We start from the raw sequence: 15656 nt of genomic DNA on the forward strand, positions 1-15656 counted from the left end.
GTGTGGTTGTATCTACATTCATGACCAGAATCCTCCGACGGCGCCGCTCGGTGCCCACCCTGATCGCCGTGACCGTCGCCTCCGCCCTGGCCCTGTCCGCGTGCTCCGGCAGCGGCGATACCGCCGAGGCCACCGGCGACGACGCTTACACCGTCACCCACGCGATGGGCGAGACCGTGATCGACGGGACGCCCGAGAGGGTCGTCGTCCTCGACTCCCCGCACCTCGACGCCCTCGTCGCCCTGGGCCACACACCCGTCGGCATCACCGAGTCCGGAGCCGGATCCGGCGCCCCGCCGTATCTCGGGGACGTGGACGCCGAGATCGTGGGCCTGACCTCCGAACCCGACATCGACGCGATCGCCGCCCTGGCACCGGACCTCATCATCGGCGCCAAGGTCCGCCACGAGGCAATCTACGACGAGCTCTCCGGCATTGCCCCCACCGTGTACTCCGAGAATTCCGGCACCGACTGGCAGGAGCAGGCGCGGATCACCGCCGCGGCCATCGGCGAAGACGACGAGATGGAGCAGCTCATCGCCGATCTCGACACCCGCATCGCCGAGGTGGGCACCGAGGTGGGCGCCGAGGGCACCACCCTGTCGATCGTCCGGTTCCGCCCGGACAACTTCCGCCTCTACGGCCCCGAGACGTTCTCCGGCTCGATCCTGTCCCAGATGGGCTTCGACCTGGGCGAGCGCGAGTGGAACGAGTACTCCATGGCCGAGCTCTCCCCGGAGCTGTACGAGCAGATCACCGGCGACATCGTGTTCTTCACCAACCCCGGCGGCGACCCCACGGCCACGACCATGGCGACCGTGACCGGACTATGGGGCGACCTGCCCGCCGTGAAGGCCGACCAAGTCCACGAGGTCGAGGACGAGACCTGGATGGTCGGCATCGGCGTCCTCGGCGCCGGCGAGATCCTCGACGACGTCCAGGAGATCCTGGGCTGATGCGCCCCACTTCCCTCGACCGTGATTCCCGCGCCGGCGCCCAGCTCGAGCGCGGTCACGGGCACGGGCACGGGCACGGACACGGCCGTAGCCGCGGTCTCGCGGTCGAGGGGGCGCAGCTCGCGTACGAGCGTCGCGTCGTTGCCACCGACCTCGACCTGGAACTGCCCACCGACGCGTTCACGGTGATCGTCGGCCCCAACGCCTGCGGCAAGTCGACCCTGCTCAAGGCGCTGGCCCGCGTGATCGCCCCCGTCGAGGGACGGATCCTCCTCGACGGCCGCGACCTGCATCGACTCCGAACCAAGGAGATCGCCCGCCGGATCGGCCTCCTCCCGCAGGGAGCCGTCACCCCGGAGGGGATCCGGGTCGACGACCTCGTGGCCCGTGGCCGATACCCGCACCACAGCCCGCTACGCCAGTGGAGCCGCGCCGACGACACCGCCGTGACCGCCGCCATGGACTCCACCGGCGTGAGCGACCTGGCCACCCGGTTCGTCGACGAACTCTCCGGCGGCCAGCGCCAACGCGTGTGGATCGCCATGCTCCTCGCCCAGGAGACGCCTATCCTCCTGCTGGACGAGCCCACCACCTACCTCGACATCGCGCACCAGTACGACGTGCTGGACCTGCTCCGCGACCAACACGAGACCGGACGCGCGGTGATCGCCGTGCTCCACGACCTCAACCAGGCCGCCCGCTACGCCACACACCTGGTCGTGATGAAGGACGGCCACGTGGTGGCCACCGGCGCCCCGGCCGACGTCCTCACCGCGGACCTGGTCGAGCAGGTCTTCGGCCTCTCGTGCCTGATCGCAGCCGACCCGGTCACGGGCACGCCCACCGTAGTTCCGCTCGATCGGCGTGGCCGGGGCTACACTGCGGACCCGATCGCGGGCTCGCACAAGTGCCAGACACCCGTCAAAATGTGATGCTAGTCTCCGTAAATGTCCCTCGTTGATGACGTGCACACTTCCGCCGCTGACCTGCTGCAGCGCCAACAGGCCGCCCAGTCCGCCGTCGCCCCTCCCTCCGCCGACGAGCGCCGGAGTCGCATCCAGGCCGTGATCGACCTGCTCGTCCGCCATCATGACGAATTCGCGGACGCTCTCGACGCAGACTTCGGCGGCCGCCACCGCGGCTACTCGCTCATGACCGACATCCTGGGCTCGCTCGGTCCCCTCAAGCACTCCCGCGACAACCTCGAGACCTGGATGCAGCGCGACGAGCGCCCCGCCTACGCGCCGTACGACCAGATGGGCGCCCGCGCCGAGGTCCGCTACGAGCCCAAGGGGTCGGTGGCGATCCTGGGCACCTGGAACGCCCCGCTGTTCACCCTGTTCGCACCGCTGGCCGGGGTGCTCGCCGCCGGCAACCGCGCCGTGCTCAAGCCGTCGGAGATCACCTCCCGCACCGCCGAGCTTCTCCAGCGCCTGGCCGCGGCCGAACTCGACCCGGAGGTCGTCTCCGTGGTCACCGGCGGTCCCGAGGTCGCGGAGGAGCTCACGCTGCTGCCGTTCGACCACATCGTCGTCACCGGTAGCGCCCCCGTGGGCCGAGCCGTGATGGCCAACGCCGCCCGCAACCTCGTGCCCGTCACCCTCGAACTGGGCGGCAAATCGCCCGTCATCCTCGGCCGCACGGCGGACATCACCGACGCCGCCACCAAGATCGCGGTGGCCAAAGGCACCAACGGCGGCCAGATCTGCGTCAGCCCGGACACGGTCTACGTGCCGCGCGAACACTGCGACGCCTTCGCCGACGCCATGTCCGAGGCCTTCAGTGCGCTGTACCCCGCCGCCGGCGAGAACGCCGACGTGATTGCGGCCGTCAACGACCGGCACCTCAAGCGGGTGGACGGTTACGTCCGCGACGCCGCCGAGCGCGGCGCCCGCGTCGTGACCGCGCCGGCCGAGGACCCGTCCACCGACGGTCGGCGACGCCCCCTGCGGATCGTCGTGGACCCGCCGGCCGACGCCGCCATCCGCGCTGAGGAGATCTTCGGCGCCGCCATGGTCGTCCAGCCCTACGACACGATCGACGAGGTGGTGGCCGAGATCGCCGCCGGCCCCACCCCGCTGGCCCTGTACTACTTCGGTCACGACGACGACGAGCGCGAGGACGTCCTGGCCCGCACCCGCTCGGGAGGCGTCACGGTCAACAACGTGATGATGCACCCCGGCATGAACGACGCCCCCTTCGGCGGCCTCGGCAACTCCGGCATGGGCCACTACAACGGTCGAGAAGGGTTCCTCGAGTTCTCCCATGCCCGCACCGTCTTCCACGCGCCCGACGCCGACCCGAGAGGGGAGTGGGGCATGCTCCCGCCCTACGGCGAGCACTTCACCGCGATGATGGCCGCGCAGATCACGCCCTGACCGCCCCGATCGGCTGCGCGGTGCCTACGCTGGCCGGACCGCATCCACCCACCTCGGGAGACTCATGACAGCACTGCGCACGTCCACGGCCGTTGTCGGCGCCGCGATCACGGCAGGCATCGCGGCGAGCGTGCTCGGCGCGGCGCCAGCACACGCCCAGCCGGCCGCCCCGCCGATTCCCCGGGGCATGCAACAGGTGGTCACCGACGTGATCGGCCCGCAGGACCCCGGGTTCTGGAACCCGTCGGTCACCGGCACACGCGTGCTCACCCCGGTCGACCAGGGAGTCGAGGTGGCGTGCGCGACGGGCTTCGACCCGGTGATCTCGTGCTCGTCGCTCGATATGCGAGAGTTCAGCCCGCAGCGCAGCCTGGGCTTCGTCGACGTGCCGACGCTTGGCGGCCCGCCATTGCGCATGTGGTTCGACTACCCGCGGTGGGGAGACGGCTCGACCGGGGACATGAACAGGCGGGTGCTCGAGTGGTGGGCGAGCAGGGGCTGAGTCGTCGCGCGCTGCGGCGTGAGTGTACGACTGAGCCGCAACACTGACCGCAACGTGAGGGAGCGAGGACGCCGTGAGCATGAACGCAGCACACGTCGAAACGATCCGGAAAGGGGTCGGCCGGTTTGGCATCGATGTCGAGGTGGTCCAGGAGCATGGGGAGACGACGGTGATCGTCCGCCAGGATGGGGCTGAAATAACAATCCCCCCCGAGCTGGTCCTCGATCTCGCCGACGCGCTCCAGGACGCCGCCGACTACGCCGACCAATAACCCGCCCCGCCGAGTGGTCACAAATGTGCGGTTCGCCAGACCGCGAACAGGGGAAACGTGAACGGAATCGACCGCGCGACGCGCGAGGAAGACCGGATGGGACACCTCGCGCCGGCGGGGGCCGTCGGCGTCGTTTGAGTCCGGTGCCTCGAGGTCAGGCGGAGGAGTTCACTCCTCGATTCGCAGAGCGGCCATCGGGCACTTCTCTACCGCCTTGCGGACGAGCCTAACGTGCTCGGCGGGGACGTCGTCTACGACAATGCGAACGATCTCGTCGTCGTCGTTCAGTTCGAACACTGCCGGCACCAGTCCCACGCACACCGCCTGGCCCTCGCAGCGGTTCGGGTCCACGATCACCCTCATGTCGATCCCCCTCACTCCCGGTGTGGCACGCCGTACTCGGCTCTGACTCGAACGAGTAGCCGCGTTCACCATTTACTCCAATGGGTATTGGATATATTATCACCGTCACAGAGCCTCGAGGAGGGGAACATGACCTATGTGATCGCCGAACCCTGTGTCGACGTCATGGATCGCAGCTGCGTCGAGGAATGCCCGGTCGACTGCATCTACGAAGGCGGCCGCGCCCTGTACATCCACCCCGACGAGTGCGTGGACTGCGGAGCCTGCGAGCCGGTCTGCCCCGTCGAGGCGATCTTCTACGAGGACGACCTGCCGGCCGAGTGGAGCGACTACGCGGCCGACAACGCGGATTTCTTTGAACAACCACTGCCTGGCCGGGACAGCGCACTGGGCTCCCCGGGCGGGGCGGCAAAGGTGGGGCCGGTGCCGGCAGACGCGCCGCTCGTGGCATCACGCCCTCCCGCCGAATAGGCCCGCTTCGGCCGGCCGGCCCGATGCGCATCCCGGCTAGGATCTCGGGCGTGGAAGGCCGAACGCGACTCCGGGTCCTGGCCGCCGTGCGCTCGGCGGCAGGGCCGATGAGGGTTGACGAGCTGGCGGAACAACTGGCTCTCCACCCCAACACCGTCCGCTTCCACCTAGAGACGCTGCAATCCGACGGGACCGTTGAGCGCTCCGAACAGCACCACGGCGGCCGCGGGCGCCCCAGCGCGGTCTATACGGCTACTGCGCAGCCCGGCTCGCTCGGCCACCGGGACCCGGTGCTGCTATCCCGGATCCTCGTCGAAGGAGCCGAAAGCCGCGCCGCGGACGGTGACCACTCGGAGGTGTGGGAGGCCGGCCGACGCTGGGGCGAGAAGCGGTGCCTCGGCGCCGGCTCGAGCGACATCCATGAGGCGATCGCGCGGCATCTCGACCAGACCGGGTTCGCGCCCGGGGCCGCGCGCCCAGACGACGACGGCAGCGGCCGTACGCGGATCTCGCTGCTCAACTGCGCATTCGCCGACCTGGCCGACACCCAGCAAGCCAGCGTGTGCGCCCTCCACGCCGGCATGCTCGAGGGGGTGCGGCAGGCAGTCGACACCCATGCCGCATGGGATGTGGAACTGCGCCCGTTCGTCACGCCGTCCGTCTGCGAGGTCACCATATGTTGCCGCAGAGCCGCCAGCGATCGGTGAGCGCCACCGACATCCCCCGGAAGCGCGGCACAACATTTGTTGTACCCGCCGGGGATGGTGTGACGCGGGCCGTCAGAATGGGGTGCACCTGACCGTCCCCGCCCGGCCCGTCGTGGCTCGCGCACCGTATGAAAGGCGTCCTGCCATGAAGGTCCTCGTCGTCGGTGGCACCGGCATGATCGGTGCCCACGTGGCCACCCTGCTGCGCGAGAGGGGCGACGACGTCACCGTCGCCGCGCGCGGGCCGGTGCCACACACCTCGCCGGTCGCCGACTTCCCGTTGATTACCGCCGACTACACGGTGCCCACCCTCACCGCCGACGACCTGTCCGGGTTCGAGGGCATCGCCTTCGCCGCCGGGCAGGACATCCGGCACAAGACCCGTACCGACGACGACGAGGAGTTCTGGCGCACCACGCAGAGCGAGGGGGTCCCGCGGTTCGCGGCCCTGGCCAAAGCGGCAGGCGTGACTCGGTTCGTACAGGTCGGCAGCTACTACCACCAGTACGATCCGGCGCTCGCAGACGCCAACCCGTACGTGGCCGCGCGCCGGGACGCCGACGAACGGACGCGGGCGCTCGCCGACTCGTCCTTCGCGGCGTGCACGCTCAACCCTCCCTCGATCCTCGGGGTCGTCCCGGGGGCCTCCGCCGAGAGGTATCGCAGGTTCGTCGCCTGGGCGGCCGGAGACCAGCCGGACATCCCGGACTTCGCTCCACCCGGCGGCACCAACTACATGTCCGCGCGGTCGCTCGCCCAGGCCGTCGCGGGGGCCCTGCACCGTGGTGAGCCCGGGGCCGCCTACCTCGTCGGGGACGAGAACCTGACCTACCGGGAATTCTTCCAACGCATGGTGGACGCCGCCGGCGGTGGTCGCACGATCGTCGAGCGCGACGAACCGCATCCGCTGCTGCCCGACGCCGCGATTCTGCAGGGCCGGGGCAACACCATCGCCTATGAGACGGACGCCGAGACGATGCGCGTGCTCGACTACCGCCGCGGTGACTGCACCAGAGCGATCGGACAGCTGGTCACGACGGTCCGCGACTACGAACGCACCGCCGGACGGTGACCCCGTGGGCCGCGCGCCCGACCAGGAGCCGAACCCACCAGGGCCCCCGTACGGTGGGCGGCAGAGCAGCCGCCACCGCAGAGGAGAGTCCACGTGAAGCTATCGATCGTTGACCTCGGGACCGTGGCTCCCGGGATCACCGAGAAGGAGGCGCTCGCCGATTCTTTGGAGGGCGCCCGTCATGCGGAGGCGGCCGGGTTTCATCGCGTGTGGTTCGCCGAGCATCACTTGAGTCGGTCGGGGGCCTCGCATCATCCGGAGCTGCTGATAGCGGCGGCCGCCACGCAGACCTCGGAGATCCGGCTCGGGTCGGGGGCGGTGCTGATGAACCACTACAGCCCGTTCAAGGTGGCCGAGATGTTCAAGCAGCTCGAGGCGATGGCGCCCGGCCGCATCGATCTGGGGATGGGGCGCGCCACCGCCGGGCCGGTGCTGGACCTGGCGCTGCAGCAGAACCGTGAGCACCCCGCGCAGGTCGATCACCAGCAGCAAGTGCTGGAAACGCTGGCGTGGCTGTACGGGACGTTCCCCTCAGACCACCCGTTCGCCGGGCATCAGCTGATGGCGAGCGTGCCCGAGATCCCGCAGACCTGGCTGCTCGGCTCCAGTCCCAGTGGCTCCAACCTGGCTGCAGGCTTGGGTATCGGCTACACGTTCGCCGGGTTCATCAACCCGCGTGGCGCGGCCCCGGCGCTGCGCCACTACCGGGAGTCGTTCCAGCCGCAGGGTTTCGGGCTCGACACCCCGCGCGCGATCCTGGCGGTCAACGTCACGGTGGGGGACACCGCCGCCGAGGGCCTGCACCTGGCCAACTCGCCGAAGGGCTTCTACTCGCGTCTCGGCCGGGCCGGACGCGCGGCGGGCCAGGTGACGGTGCCGTCGGCGGACGAGGGTGCGCGCGAAATGACCGATGCTGAGCGGGACGAGCCCACGTCGATCGTGGACGGGCAGTGGCCGCGCTTCGTGGCCGGCGGGCCCGACGAGGTGCGGGCGACGCTGGAGCAGATGCTCGACGAGTCCGGCGCCGACGAACTCATGATCCAGGACATGATCGCCGACCCGGTCGCCCGGCGACACTCACACACCCTGCTGGCCGAGATGTTCGAGCTGGCGCCGAGGCGGTAGGCAATACCCTTTTCGGTCGATGTCCTGAGAGGGGACCGCCGCAGAAAGTTAGTGCGCCCCTGGGGCGGCGATCGGGGCGCGCTCGGCGGCCGACCCGGCCTCGTGCAGGTCGACCACGTCACCCTCGCAGATCGTGCCCGGGGTGACGACGCGGAGGTAGACGCCCAGTTCCATGCCGGTACTGGTTGCCAGGGCCCGCAGGATGGCCCGGTCGTGCGGGAGCTCTGCCTGCGGCAGGCCCACCATGATGCACCGCGCGATAGGCATCACCACGTCGCACTCGACCTCGCCGATCTGGAGCCGGCGGCCCACCCAGTCGAGCTCCGGACACCCGCCGCTTGCCGTCTCAATTCCGGCATCGGTCTCCAGGATGATGTTCTTGCGAAACCGTCGGGAGTCGATCGCCGAGTCCGGCGCCGCCCGACGGACGGTGGCCAGAGAGGCGGTCGTGAGTAGAGACAGGGGCATCGCATCGAAATAGGTGCCCGGCGGGGTCGCGAACCGGGACAGCTCGGCCAGCACGTCCTCGGGCAGGGCGGAGAAGTCCGGGAACTCCTCGTTCGGTCCCAGGTCGTGTTGGGCGAGCATCTCGCTCTTGCTGGTTCGCACCCTGCGGTAGTGCGCGTGGTCGTCCCGCGGCATGCGTGGCCACAGCGTCACGTCGCGGCCGACCGTCTTCGAGAGGGCCGCATGGATGTCGTCGTCGTCGCTGCGCCGCACCGACCCGTCGGGAAACGTGATCTCCACCGGCGGCGTCGAATCCCCGGCCGGCTCCTCGAGGTAGCGGGCGTGGAACTGCAACAGGGAGGTGATGCGTTTGGCGCCGCGGATCTCCCCGACGGTCTCGTCGCGCAGCCCCCACCCTCGGTCGCCGGGCACACCCCAGCGGGTGGTGATCTCCGCCGTGGACAGGCGATCACCCTGCATCGACTTGACGGGATACCGCCACAGTTCACCGACCCGGCCCACTCGCATGCTTTCGTCACCTCGCCCGCCGGACCCCGTCGGCCCAGGCACAGGTCGCACCGTAGCAATGTGTTGACACCTGTCGGCGCTATTCAGCGAGTCCGGTGCGCCCGGCCCCGCGCCCGATTGCGCCCGGCCCCGCGCCCGATAGCGTCCGGCCCGGCGCCCGGGCGCCGGTCAGTTCCCGCCGTGGCCCTTGAAATTGTCCATCGAGGAGTAGACCTTGAAGACCTTGTCGGCCAGCACGTCCCACACCCGCGTCGGCAGGATGCCGCGCAGGGCCATCGAGACCTTGACCGTCCACGGGCGGAGCACCACCGGCTGACGGTCGAGCATGCCCTGCCAGGCCGCGTCCGCGGCAGCCTCGGGGGTCATGATCGGCGTCATCAGCGGACCGCGGGCGCCCTCGAACATGCCGGTGGAGACGAAGCTCGGGCAGAAGGCCGTCACCGCCACGTGAGAGTTCCCGCTGCTCTCCATCTCCAGTCGGAGCGACTCGCTCCACCCGAGAAGCGACCACTTGGAGGCGGCGTACACGCTCATCCCCGGATTGGCGAGTGTGCCGGCCGCGGACGAAATGTTGAGGATGCGGTGCTCGCGGGACCGGTCGGCGATCATCGCCGGCAGGAACTCCCGCGTCACCAGCATGGGCGCCAGCGCGTTGATGGCCATCGTCGGTTCGATGTCGCGGGCGATGTCCTGATCGGCGAAGTAGCCGCCGCGCACGATGCCCGCGTTGTTGATGAGGATGGTCACCGAGCCGAGGTCGTCGCGGGTGCGCTGCGCGGTCGAGGCGATCGCCGCGGCATCCGCCAGATCGACACCGTACGCACGGACCTCGCATGCAGGGGTGGTTATTTCCTGCGCGAGCGTGGTGGCCGCGGGTAGGTCTACGTCCCACAGGGCCACGGCACGGGCCCCCTCACGCACCGCGCGACGCGCGTAAAGCTCTCCCATGCCGCGGGCGGCTCCGGTGACGACGACCGTCGCTCCACGGACAACGTTGTTCGAATTATCGCTCATGTCTGCACTCCTTCTCCGGCGGACCGGGGCTTACGTTCACGGGGCGACGCATGGCAGCCCTGGAACGACAGGTTACCCGCGAGTAACCTTCGGGTTGTGGATCGGAACCCTCGGGTCCCCGCCGTTCAGGCCGCGGAGGTCAGTGTTCGCAGCATCTCGTCCCAGTGGCGAAGCGGCAGGAGGTGGCCCTCTCCCTCGTAGATCTTCAGCGTCGCGTGGGGGAGATGCGCCGCCAACCACTCGCCGTGGGAACGGGGCACCATCTGATCCTCGCTTCCGTGCCAGAGGTGGACAGGAACGGTGACGTCGTCGAGTCGGAACCCCCACGGACCGACAAAGGCGACGTTGTCCCACGCGATCGCCAGCGCTCCCTGCCGCAGTGCCTCGCGGAAAGAGACGAACAGTGCCCGCCTCGCCTCCGCACCTGCGGGTCGCTGTCCTGCCACATCCAGTCGATCCACGGCGCGGCATCGTCATCTATCACGGACACCATCGCGTCAAGCGTGTCCTTGTTGCCTGAGAAGAACAGCTCCGCGGCGCGGGGCGGGTCCGCAGGGAGGTGGGAGAGAGCCTCGAGATCGTTCGGGGTCAGGAACTGCTCTCCGTCCGGCAGCTCCAGGATAGGGGCGACTCCTCCGGCGACCCCGACCCGAGTGACTCGCTCGGGCATCCTGGCGGCGGTGGCCAGCGCGAACGCTCCGCCACCTGACCAGGCCGAGAGGGCCACACGATCGATCCGAAGGCGGTCCAGGATCGCTTCCGCGTCCCCCGCGACTTGCACCGCACGGATGGGGCCGGGATCGGATCTGCCATATCCGGGGCGGTCGAACGCCACCACACGCACGTCCCTTCGTCGCGCGATGTCGGACCCAAAATCCATCTCGAGACGAGACCCCGGCGTCCCGTGGAAGTGCAGCACCGGCTCACCATCCGCAGCCCCGAAGTCCCGAACGGCGATCGCCCGATCGCCGACGTGCACGAGGTGCTCGGTCATGCCCGCCAGCCTAAGTGGTTCGAGGATCGCCGAGGTGCGCGTCACGTTGAACCTGGATTACCCGGCGGGGTAGCGGTTAGCTGCTCGGTCCGCGCTGGCCGCCACGGCTTGCGCGTGGGGAATGGTCCCGACACGCAGCGTAAGTCGGTAGATTCGTGCATTCACCGCGCACAAGTCCCGGAGAAACCTCGCCGGAGGCGACCCGGCGGAGCTGGCAGTCATCGGCCGCCCGCCCGGCCTACTGCAGGTCGGTGGCGATGATGACGTCCATGTTCCGCTCGGCGAGCGCGGTGATGGTGACGAACGGGTTGACGCCCACGTTGCCCGGGACCAGTGAACCGTCGACCACGTAGAGGCCGGGGTATTCGTGGAGTCGTCCGTGGTTGTCGGTCGCCCTGCCCAGTACGCAGCCGCCGAGCGGGTGGTAGGTGAAGTCGTCGCCCCAGGTCTTGTACACACCGAAGAGGTCGGTGCGGTAGATGGTGCCCTCTTTCTTGTTGATCTTGTCGAACACCTTCTTGGCCATGGCGATGCCCGGCTGGTTCTGGGACACCTTCCAGGTGAGGTCGACCTTGCCGGTGGCGGCGTTGAACTGGAAGCGGGCCCGTTCCGGGTTGTTGGTGATCGCGAGGTACAGGCTCACGTAGGTTTCCAGGCCCGCCGGTAGCGGGGCGATCTCGGCGAAGATCGATGCGGTGGGGTCGGACCAGTTGTCGATCCCCATGGTGGGGATGGTCGACTGCTTGGGGCCGGTGGCGTCCCACATGTGGTTGGCGCGCCCGAACATGATGTTGCCGTTGTTGCCCCACCCCTCACCCACCTGGGATGACAGGTTGGGTAGGAGGCCCTGCGCCTTCATCGACACGAGTAGCTTGCTGGTCCCGACGCTTCCGGCGGCGAAGAAAACCCGGTCCGCGGTGACGTTCTTGGTGGCGATCACCGCGCCCTGCTCGTTGATCTGCTCGATCGTCACCTGGTAGCCGCCGCCGGCGGCAGGCGCGACGGCCGTGACCTTGTGCAGCGGGGAGATGGTGAGTTTGCCGGTGGCCGCGGCCTGGGCGAGATAGGTCTTATCCAGGGACTTCTTGCCCGCGTTGTTGCCGTAGATCACCTCGCCGCCCAGGGCGGAGGCCGACGCCGTTCCCGCGGCCTCGCGCTTCATGTAGTCGAAGTCGTACACGTTGGGCACGAACGTCGTGGCGAATCCGGAACGGTGCGCGGTCTTGCGGCCGGTGCGGGCGAACTTGTACCAGGGCGTGGATTCGAACCAGGCCTGGTCGATGTGGTTGACGCCGAGGGCGGCGTTCGCGCGCGGGAAGTAGGTGTCGTACATCTGCGCCGAGTCGACGGTCGGCAGGATGTGCTCGAAGTAGTCCCGCTTGGGCGTGACGGCCATGCCGCCGTTGACCAGCGAACCGCCTCCGACGCCGCGGCCCTGGTACACCTTGATGCCCGAGAACCTCTCCGCATCGAGGATGCCGACGTAGCGCTCGATCTTCTTGTTGATCCCGAAGCCCATGAAGTTGCTGACGGGCTGCTCGGTGCTGTCGGACAGCCACGTGGACCGCTTGTCCGGGTCGAGAATCCCCGAGAAGATCTTGCCGTCCGGCCCCGGTGTGTCCCAGCTCCGGCCCATCTCCACGATGTGGGTGGCGATCCCCGCCCGGGTCAGCCGCAGCGCCGCAACGGCGCCACCGTAGCCGCTGCCGATCACCAGGGCGGGGACGCGGTCGCCCTCCGCCAGTGCGCGCCGGGGAAGCGGCGCTGCGGACGATGATGACGACGACGCCAGCGTCGCAGCCGCAGCGGCGCCGGTGGCCAGCCCTGTGCTCATGAGAAATCGACGACGGGACAGTGACAGATGCGGGGGCATGAGACTCCTGGAAGACGGCTCTGACAGGTCATGCGGGCACCGGGAGGTGCCCACTCTCAGATGTCTACAGGCTGAGAAAGAGGTTACCGTTGGGTATCGACGAAAGATCTCAGTGGCGTCCAGGGGCGGAAATTGAGGTCCTTAGGCCCGGCAAATAACATGTCGCAGCGGAGTTCACCACGGCGTCAGGATGGTAAGTCGTCCAGATGGCGGCCAGGACAAGATAATAGATCTATTACGGGTGTCGGTCGGGGGCGGGGCTGCGGTCTCCCCGGTGGCCGGGTCACACCTCGCCCGGGTGCAGGACGGTTCGGCCGAGACGATGCGAGACCGCCGCGCCCCACGGCGGGTTCAGTCTGGCCGTGGCGAGCAACTCGCGGTCCCGCAGCACGTCGTGGGCTGGCCCGCGGGTGAGTCGGCCCCCCGAGAGCACGACAGCCTCGGTCGCCCAGGCCCACGCGAGGTCCACGTCGTGGGTGGCCATGACGATCGCCGTCCCCGTCTCGTGGAGCGCATCCAACGCGGCCACCAGGTCGTCGCACGCCAGCGGGTCGAGTCCCGCAGTCGGCTCATCGAGGAGCAGGACGCGGGGCCGCATCGCCAACGCTCCGGCGAGTGCCACCCGCTTGCGTTGACCGAAGGACAAGTGGTGGGGGACGCGGTCCGCGAGATCGGTGATTGCTAGGGACTCCAACGCCTCGTCGACCCGTCGCGCCACCTCGTCGGAACCCAGGCCGAGATTGACGGGGCCAAACGACACGTCGGCGCGCACGGAAGTGGCAAAGATCTGATCGTCGGGCTCCTGGAGCACCATCTGCACGGACTCCCGGAGACGGGTCCGGTCCGCCCGCCGGTCCCGGAGCCGCACACCGTCGAGTTCCATCACGCCCGCCTCGAGGGGGGCCAGACCCACTAGCAGGCGCATCAGTGTGGTCTTGCCGCTGCCGTTCCCGCCGAGCAGCGCGATCCGCGCCCCGGCAGACACCGCCAGGTCGACGCCGTCGAGCACGATGTGCCGTCGCCCGCCGGGCGTGTCGGCCCGCCGGTAGGAGAACCGGCCACCGTGGAGGGCGAGGATCGTCACGTCACGACCCCCAGGGCGGCGACGGCCACGAGGACCACCCCGATCACGGCCACGCGGGCGGGGGAGACCGGACGCGCCGGAGCGAGGACCGCGGTCTCGCCTCGTTCGGCCCGCATCGACATCGCGTCGTCGATCGCCCGGGCGCGAGTCACGGCCAGCACGAAGACCGAAGCGAACTGGGTGCCCACCGAGCTGATCGCGGCGCGCGCGGTCCGGTTGCCCAGCCGGAGATCGTGGGCCTGGCGCAATGTGCGGGTGGTGCCGATGAGGATGCCGATCAGGCGATACGTGGTGTCCACGACGTGCGCGAGGGGGCCGGGAAGTCCCGCCCGCCGCCCGGCGGCCAGCAGGTCCGCGACCGGAGTCGTGCAGGCCAGCGTGATGGTGGTAGCGGTGGCCGCGCTCGCGCGACTCACCGTCCGCCACGCGGTGTCCACCCCGGCCGGGTCCACCACGAAACGCCAATCCACCAGATCCCAGATGAGGGGGCCGGTGCCCAGGAGGAGAAACACGACGGGCGCGAGTAGCGCCGGCACATAGACCCGGGCGGGCACCCGGGCCAGGACAAGCGCACACGCCGCACAGATGGCCAGGATCACCGCGTGGCCTACCGGCGGCGGCACGAGAAGCGCCGCCACCAGCAAGCCACCGAAGAGCAGGAGCTTCTCCGCTGTGGGGAGGGCCGACCAGCGGTTGTGGGAGGCCGCCAGTTCGATCGGATTCATCTAGTGCCCGGCGGGGGCCGCGCCGGGAGTGGCAGTGCCCGCGGCAGCGATCCCGCTGTCCCGGCGGTGCCTGGACCGGGTCCGCAGGACGCCGATGCCGTAGCCGACGATCCCGCCGCCGATCCCGGCCTGGAGCGCGAACAGTCCCGATTCGACTTCTCCCGGCAGTTCGGGCACCAGCGGCTCGAACCAGGGCTCGTACTGCGGCGACACCTCGCCGATCGTGCCCTCAGCCTGTCCGTCGGCCCCCTCGAAGGCGCCGCCCGCCCCGGTGCCGTAGATCAGGGAGAACACCGCGATCGCGCAAGCCGCGGCGATCAGCCCGACGAGCACCCACACGTTGACGTGCTTGCGGCCGGTCATCGCGACACCTCCGTGGTCCCGACCCGAGCCTGGGAGCCGCCGGCGCCACCGTCGGCCCCGGTGGCGACTGCCTCGTCGTCGTCGTTTTCGGGGTCCGAGAGGCGTGCACGCCGGAAGAAGCCGAGGAGGTCGAGTTCGCGCGAGGCGATGCGCATCAGAACACTCACGATGACCACCACGACGAGCGCTTCGACGATCGCGAGCGGGATCTGCGTCAAAGCGAAGACCGCGAGGAACTCGCCCATCGAATACCACAGACCGTGCTCGGCACTCGGGAACGCCAACGCGAGCTGGGCGCTCGTGGTGATGTACGTCATGAGGTCGGCGAGGAACGCGGCGACGAACACCGCACCCAGCAGCGGCATCGCGACCCTCCGACACGCGACGAACGCCGCGTAGGCAGCCCACGGGCCGGCAACCCCCATGGAGAACACATTCGCGCCCAGTGTGGTGATCCCTCCGTGCGCGAGCAGCAACGCCTGGAACAACAAGACCACGGTGGCGACAAACGCCATCACCGGTGGTCGGAAGATGATCGTCCCCAGGCCCGTCCCGGTCGGGTGCGAGCTCGACCCCGTCACCGAGGGGAGCTTGATGGCCGACATGACAAACGTGAACGCCCCGGCGACGCCCAGGAGCACACCCGCCTCCGGCGTCCGACGGACAGTCCTGACGACCTCCCGCGCGCCGTGAATCACGAACGGCGCCGCGACGGCGGTCCATGCGACGGCATGCGCCGACGGCAGGAAACCCTCTGCGATATGCATCTGGTGGAACCTTTCT

At 69.2% G+C, this 15656-nt stretch carries 18 protein-coding genes and 1 pseudogene; 9 read left to right on the forward strand and 10 right to left on the reverse strand.

Annotated features, from left to right (window positions below; genetic code table 11):
• The first annotated feature begins 20 nt into the window (after positions 1-20).
• From FQ137_RS06400 to FQ137_RS06420, 5 genes are all read left to right on the forward strand, one after another.
• On the forward strand, positions 21-956 hold the full coding sequence (locus tag FQ137_RS06400; RefSeq protein ID WP_188064812.1) for an ABC transporter substrate-binding protein: 936 nt from the start codon (positions 21-23) through the stop codon (positions 954-956).
• Entirely contained in the window at positions 956-1888 is a 933-nt protein-coding gene (locus FQ137_RS06405) for an ABC transporter ATP-binding protein (protein ID WP_149291653.1), read from the forward strand. Before FQ137_RS06400 ends, FQ137_RS06405 begins: the two co-directional genes overlap by 1 nt.
• A gap of 15 nt (positions 1889-1903) precedes the next feature.
• A complete protein-coding gene (locus tag FQ137_RS06410; RefSeq protein ID WP_149291654.1) occupies positions 1904-3334 on the forward strand; it encodes an aldehyde dehydrogenase family protein in 1431 nt (476 codons plus the stop codon).
• A 64-nt stretch (positions 3335-3398) separates the two neighbouring features.
• Positions 3399-3836, forward strand: coding sequence for a hypothetical protein (locus tag FQ137_RS06415; RefSeq protein WP_188064814.1), 438 nt, complete (start codon positions 3399-3401; stop codon positions 3834-3836).
• Positions 3837-3909: 73 nt separating this feature from the next.
• Positions 3910-4107 (forward strand): hypothetical protein, encoded by a 198-nt coding sequence (locus FQ137_RS06420; RefSeq protein ID WP_149291655.1) that lies wholly within the window; start codon positions 3910-3912, stop codon positions 4105-4107.
• Positions 4108-4275: 168 nt separating this feature from the next.
• Here FQ137_RS06420 and FQ137_RS06425 read toward each other — a convergent pair whose 3' ends face one another.
• Positions 4276-4470: a ferredoxin gene (locus tag FQ137_RS06425; protein WP_149291656.1), complete on the reverse strand. Its 195-nt coding sequence runs from the start codon at positions 4468-4470 to the stop codon at positions 4276-4278.
• 129 nt (positions 4471-4599) lie between these two features.
• Here FQ137_RS06425 and fdxA point away from each other — a divergent pair, with 129 nt between their 5' ends.
• The 4 genes from fdxA to FQ137_RS06445 all read left to right on the forward strand — a co-directional run bounded on the left by fdxA (position 4600) and on the right by FQ137_RS06445 (position 7845).
• A complete protein-coding gene (gene fdxA / locus FQ137_RS06430; RefSeq protein ID WP_149291657.1) occupies positions 4600-4941 on the forward strand; it encodes a ferredoxin in 342 nt (113 codons plus the stop codon).
• Between the two features lie 50 nt (positions 4942-4991).
• On the forward strand, positions 4992-5648 hold the full coding sequence (locus FQ137_RS06435) for a metalloregulator ArsR/SmtB family transcription factor (protein ID WP_188064816.1): 657 nt from the start codon (positions 4992-4994) through the stop codon (positions 5646-5648).
• A gap of 145 nt (positions 5649-5793) precedes the next feature.
• On the forward strand, positions 5794-6720 hold the full coding sequence (locus tag FQ137_RS06440) for an NAD(P)-dependent oxidoreductase (protein ID WP_149291659.1): 927 nt from the start codon (positions 5794-5796) through the stop codon (positions 6718-6720).
• Positions 6721-6813: 93 nt separating this feature from the next.
• The gene (locus tag FQ137_RS06445; protein ID WP_149291660.1) at positions 6814-7845 is read left to right on the forward strand and encodes an MsnO8 family LLM class oxidoreductase; all 1032 of its coding nucleotides are present in this window, start codon (positions 6814-6816) and stop codon (positions 7843-7845) included.
• A gap of 48 nt (positions 7846-7893) precedes the next feature.
• On the opposite strand, the gene FQ137_RS06450 is transcribed toward FQ137_RS06445, so the two are convergent.
• The 9 genes and pseudogenes from FQ137_RS06450 to FQ137_RS06485 all read right to left on the reverse strand — a co-directional run bounded on the left by FQ137_RS06450 (position 7894) and on the right by FQ137_RS06485 (position 15640).
• The gene (locus tag FQ137_RS06450) at positions 7894-8820 is read right to left on the reverse strand and encodes an MOSC domain-containing protein (protein ID WP_149291661.1); all 927 of its coding nucleotides are present in this window, start codon (positions 8818-8820) and stop codon (positions 7894-7896) included.
• 168 nt (positions 8821-8988) lie between these two features.
• Positions 8989-9834: an SDR family oxidoreductase gene (locus tag FQ137_RS06455; protein WP_149291662.1), complete on the reverse strand. Its 846-nt coding sequence runs from the start codon at positions 9832-9834 to the stop codon at positions 8989-8991.
• A gap of 125 nt (positions 9835-9959) precedes the next feature.
• Complete coding sequence (locus FQ137_RS15550; protein WP_255583703.1) at positions 9960-10295, reverse strand: alpha/beta fold hydrolase; 336 nt, start codon at positions 10293-10295, stop codon at positions 9960-9962.
• Positions 10292-10828 (reverse strand): annotated as a pseudogene (locus tag FQ137_RS15700) (alpha/beta fold hydrolase); the annotation flags it as partial. The pseudogene FQ137_RS15700 and the gene FQ137_RS15550, both read right to left, overlap by 4 nt.
• 238 nt (positions 10829-11066) lie before the next feature.
• Positions 11067-12701: a GMC oxidoreductase gene (locus tag FQ137_RS06465; RefSeq protein ID WP_149291663.1), complete on the reverse strand. Its 1635-nt coding sequence runs from the start codon at positions 12699-12701 to the stop codon at positions 11067-11069.
• 283 nt (positions 12702-12984) lie between these two features.
• A complete protein-coding gene (locus tag FQ137_RS06470) occupies positions 12985-13785 on the reverse strand; it encodes an energy-coupling factor ABC transporter ATP-binding protein (protein WP_149291664.1) in 801 nt (266 codons plus the stop codon).
• Positions 13782-14510, reverse strand: coding sequence for an energy-coupling factor transporter transmembrane protein EcfT (locus tag FQ137_RS06475; protein WP_149291665.1), 729 nt, complete (start codon positions 14508-14510; stop codon positions 13782-13784). The genes FQ137_RS06470 and FQ137_RS06475 overlap by 4 nt, the downstream gene beginning before the upstream one ends.
• Positions 14511-14873: an energy-coupling factor ABC transporter substrate-binding protein gene (locus tag FQ137_RS06480; protein ID WP_149291666.1), complete on the reverse strand. Its 363-nt coding sequence runs from the start codon at positions 14871-14873 to the stop codon at positions 14511-14513.
• Complete coding sequence (locus FQ137_RS06485; RefSeq protein ID WP_255583704.1) at positions 14870-15640, reverse strand: energy-coupling factor ABC transporter permease; 771 nt, start codon at positions 15638-15640, stop codon at positions 14870-14872. Before FQ137_RS06485 ends, FQ137_RS06480 begins: the two co-directional genes overlap by 4 nt.
• Positions 15641-15656: the final 16 nt, after the last annotated feature.

The sequence above is a fragment of the Dietzia sp. ANT_WB102 genome (assembly GCF_008369165.1).
GTDB lineage: Bacteria > Actinomycetota > Actinomycetes > Mycobacteriales > Mycobacteriaceae > Dietzia.

Coding starts and splice junctions, on each gene's coding strand:
- FQ137_RS06400 (WP_188064812.1), top strand. CDS start 21: ATGACCAGAATCCTCCGACGGCGCCGCTCGGTGCCCACCCTGATCGCC.
- FQ137_RS06405 (WP_149291653.1), top strand. CDS start 956: ATGCGCCCCACTTCCCTCGACCGTGATTCCCGCGCCGGCGCCCAGCTC.
- FQ137_RS06410 (WP_149291654.1), top strand. CDS start 1,904: ATGTCCCTCGTTGATGACGTGCACACTTCCGCCGCTGACCTGCTGCAG.
- FQ137_RS06415 (WP_188064814.1), top strand. CDS start 3,399: ATGACAGCACTGCGCACGTCCACGGCCGTTGTCGGCGCCGCGATCACG.
- FQ137_RS06425 (WP_149291656.1), bottom strand. CDS start 4,470: ATGAGGGTGATCGTGGACCCGAACCGCTGCGAGGGCCAGGCGGTGTGC.
- fdxA (WP_149291657.1), top strand. CDS start 4,600: ATGACCTATGTGATCGCCGAACCCTGTGTCGACGTCATGGATCGCAGC.
- FQ137_RS06440 (WP_149291659.1), top strand. CDS start 5,794: ATGAAGGTCCTCGTCGTCGGTGGCACCGGCATGATCGGTGCCCACGTG.
- FQ137_RS06450 (WP_149291661.1), bottom strand. CDS start 8,820: ATGCGAGTGGGCCGGGTCGGTGAACTGTGGCGGTATCCCGTCAAGTCG.
- FQ137_RS06455 (WP_149291662.1), bottom strand. CDS start 9,834: ATGAGCGATAATTCGAACAACGTTGTCCGTGGAGCGACGGTCGTCGTC.
- FQ137_RS06465 (WP_149291663.1), bottom strand. CDS start 12,701: ATGCCCCCGCATCTGTCACTGTCCCGTCGTCGATTTCTCATGAGCACA.
- FQ137_RS06475 (WP_149291665.1), bottom strand. CDS start 14,510: ATGAATCCGATCGAACTGGCGGCCTCCCACAACCGCTGGTCGGCCCTC.
- FQ137_RS06480 (WP_149291666.1), bottom strand. CDS start 14,873: ATGACCGGCCGCAAGCACGTCAACGTGTGGGTGCTCGTCGGGCTGATC.
- FQ137_RS06485 (WP_255583704.1), bottom strand. CDS start 15,640: ATGCATATCGCAGAGGGTTTCCTGCCGTCGGCGCATGCCGTCGCATGG.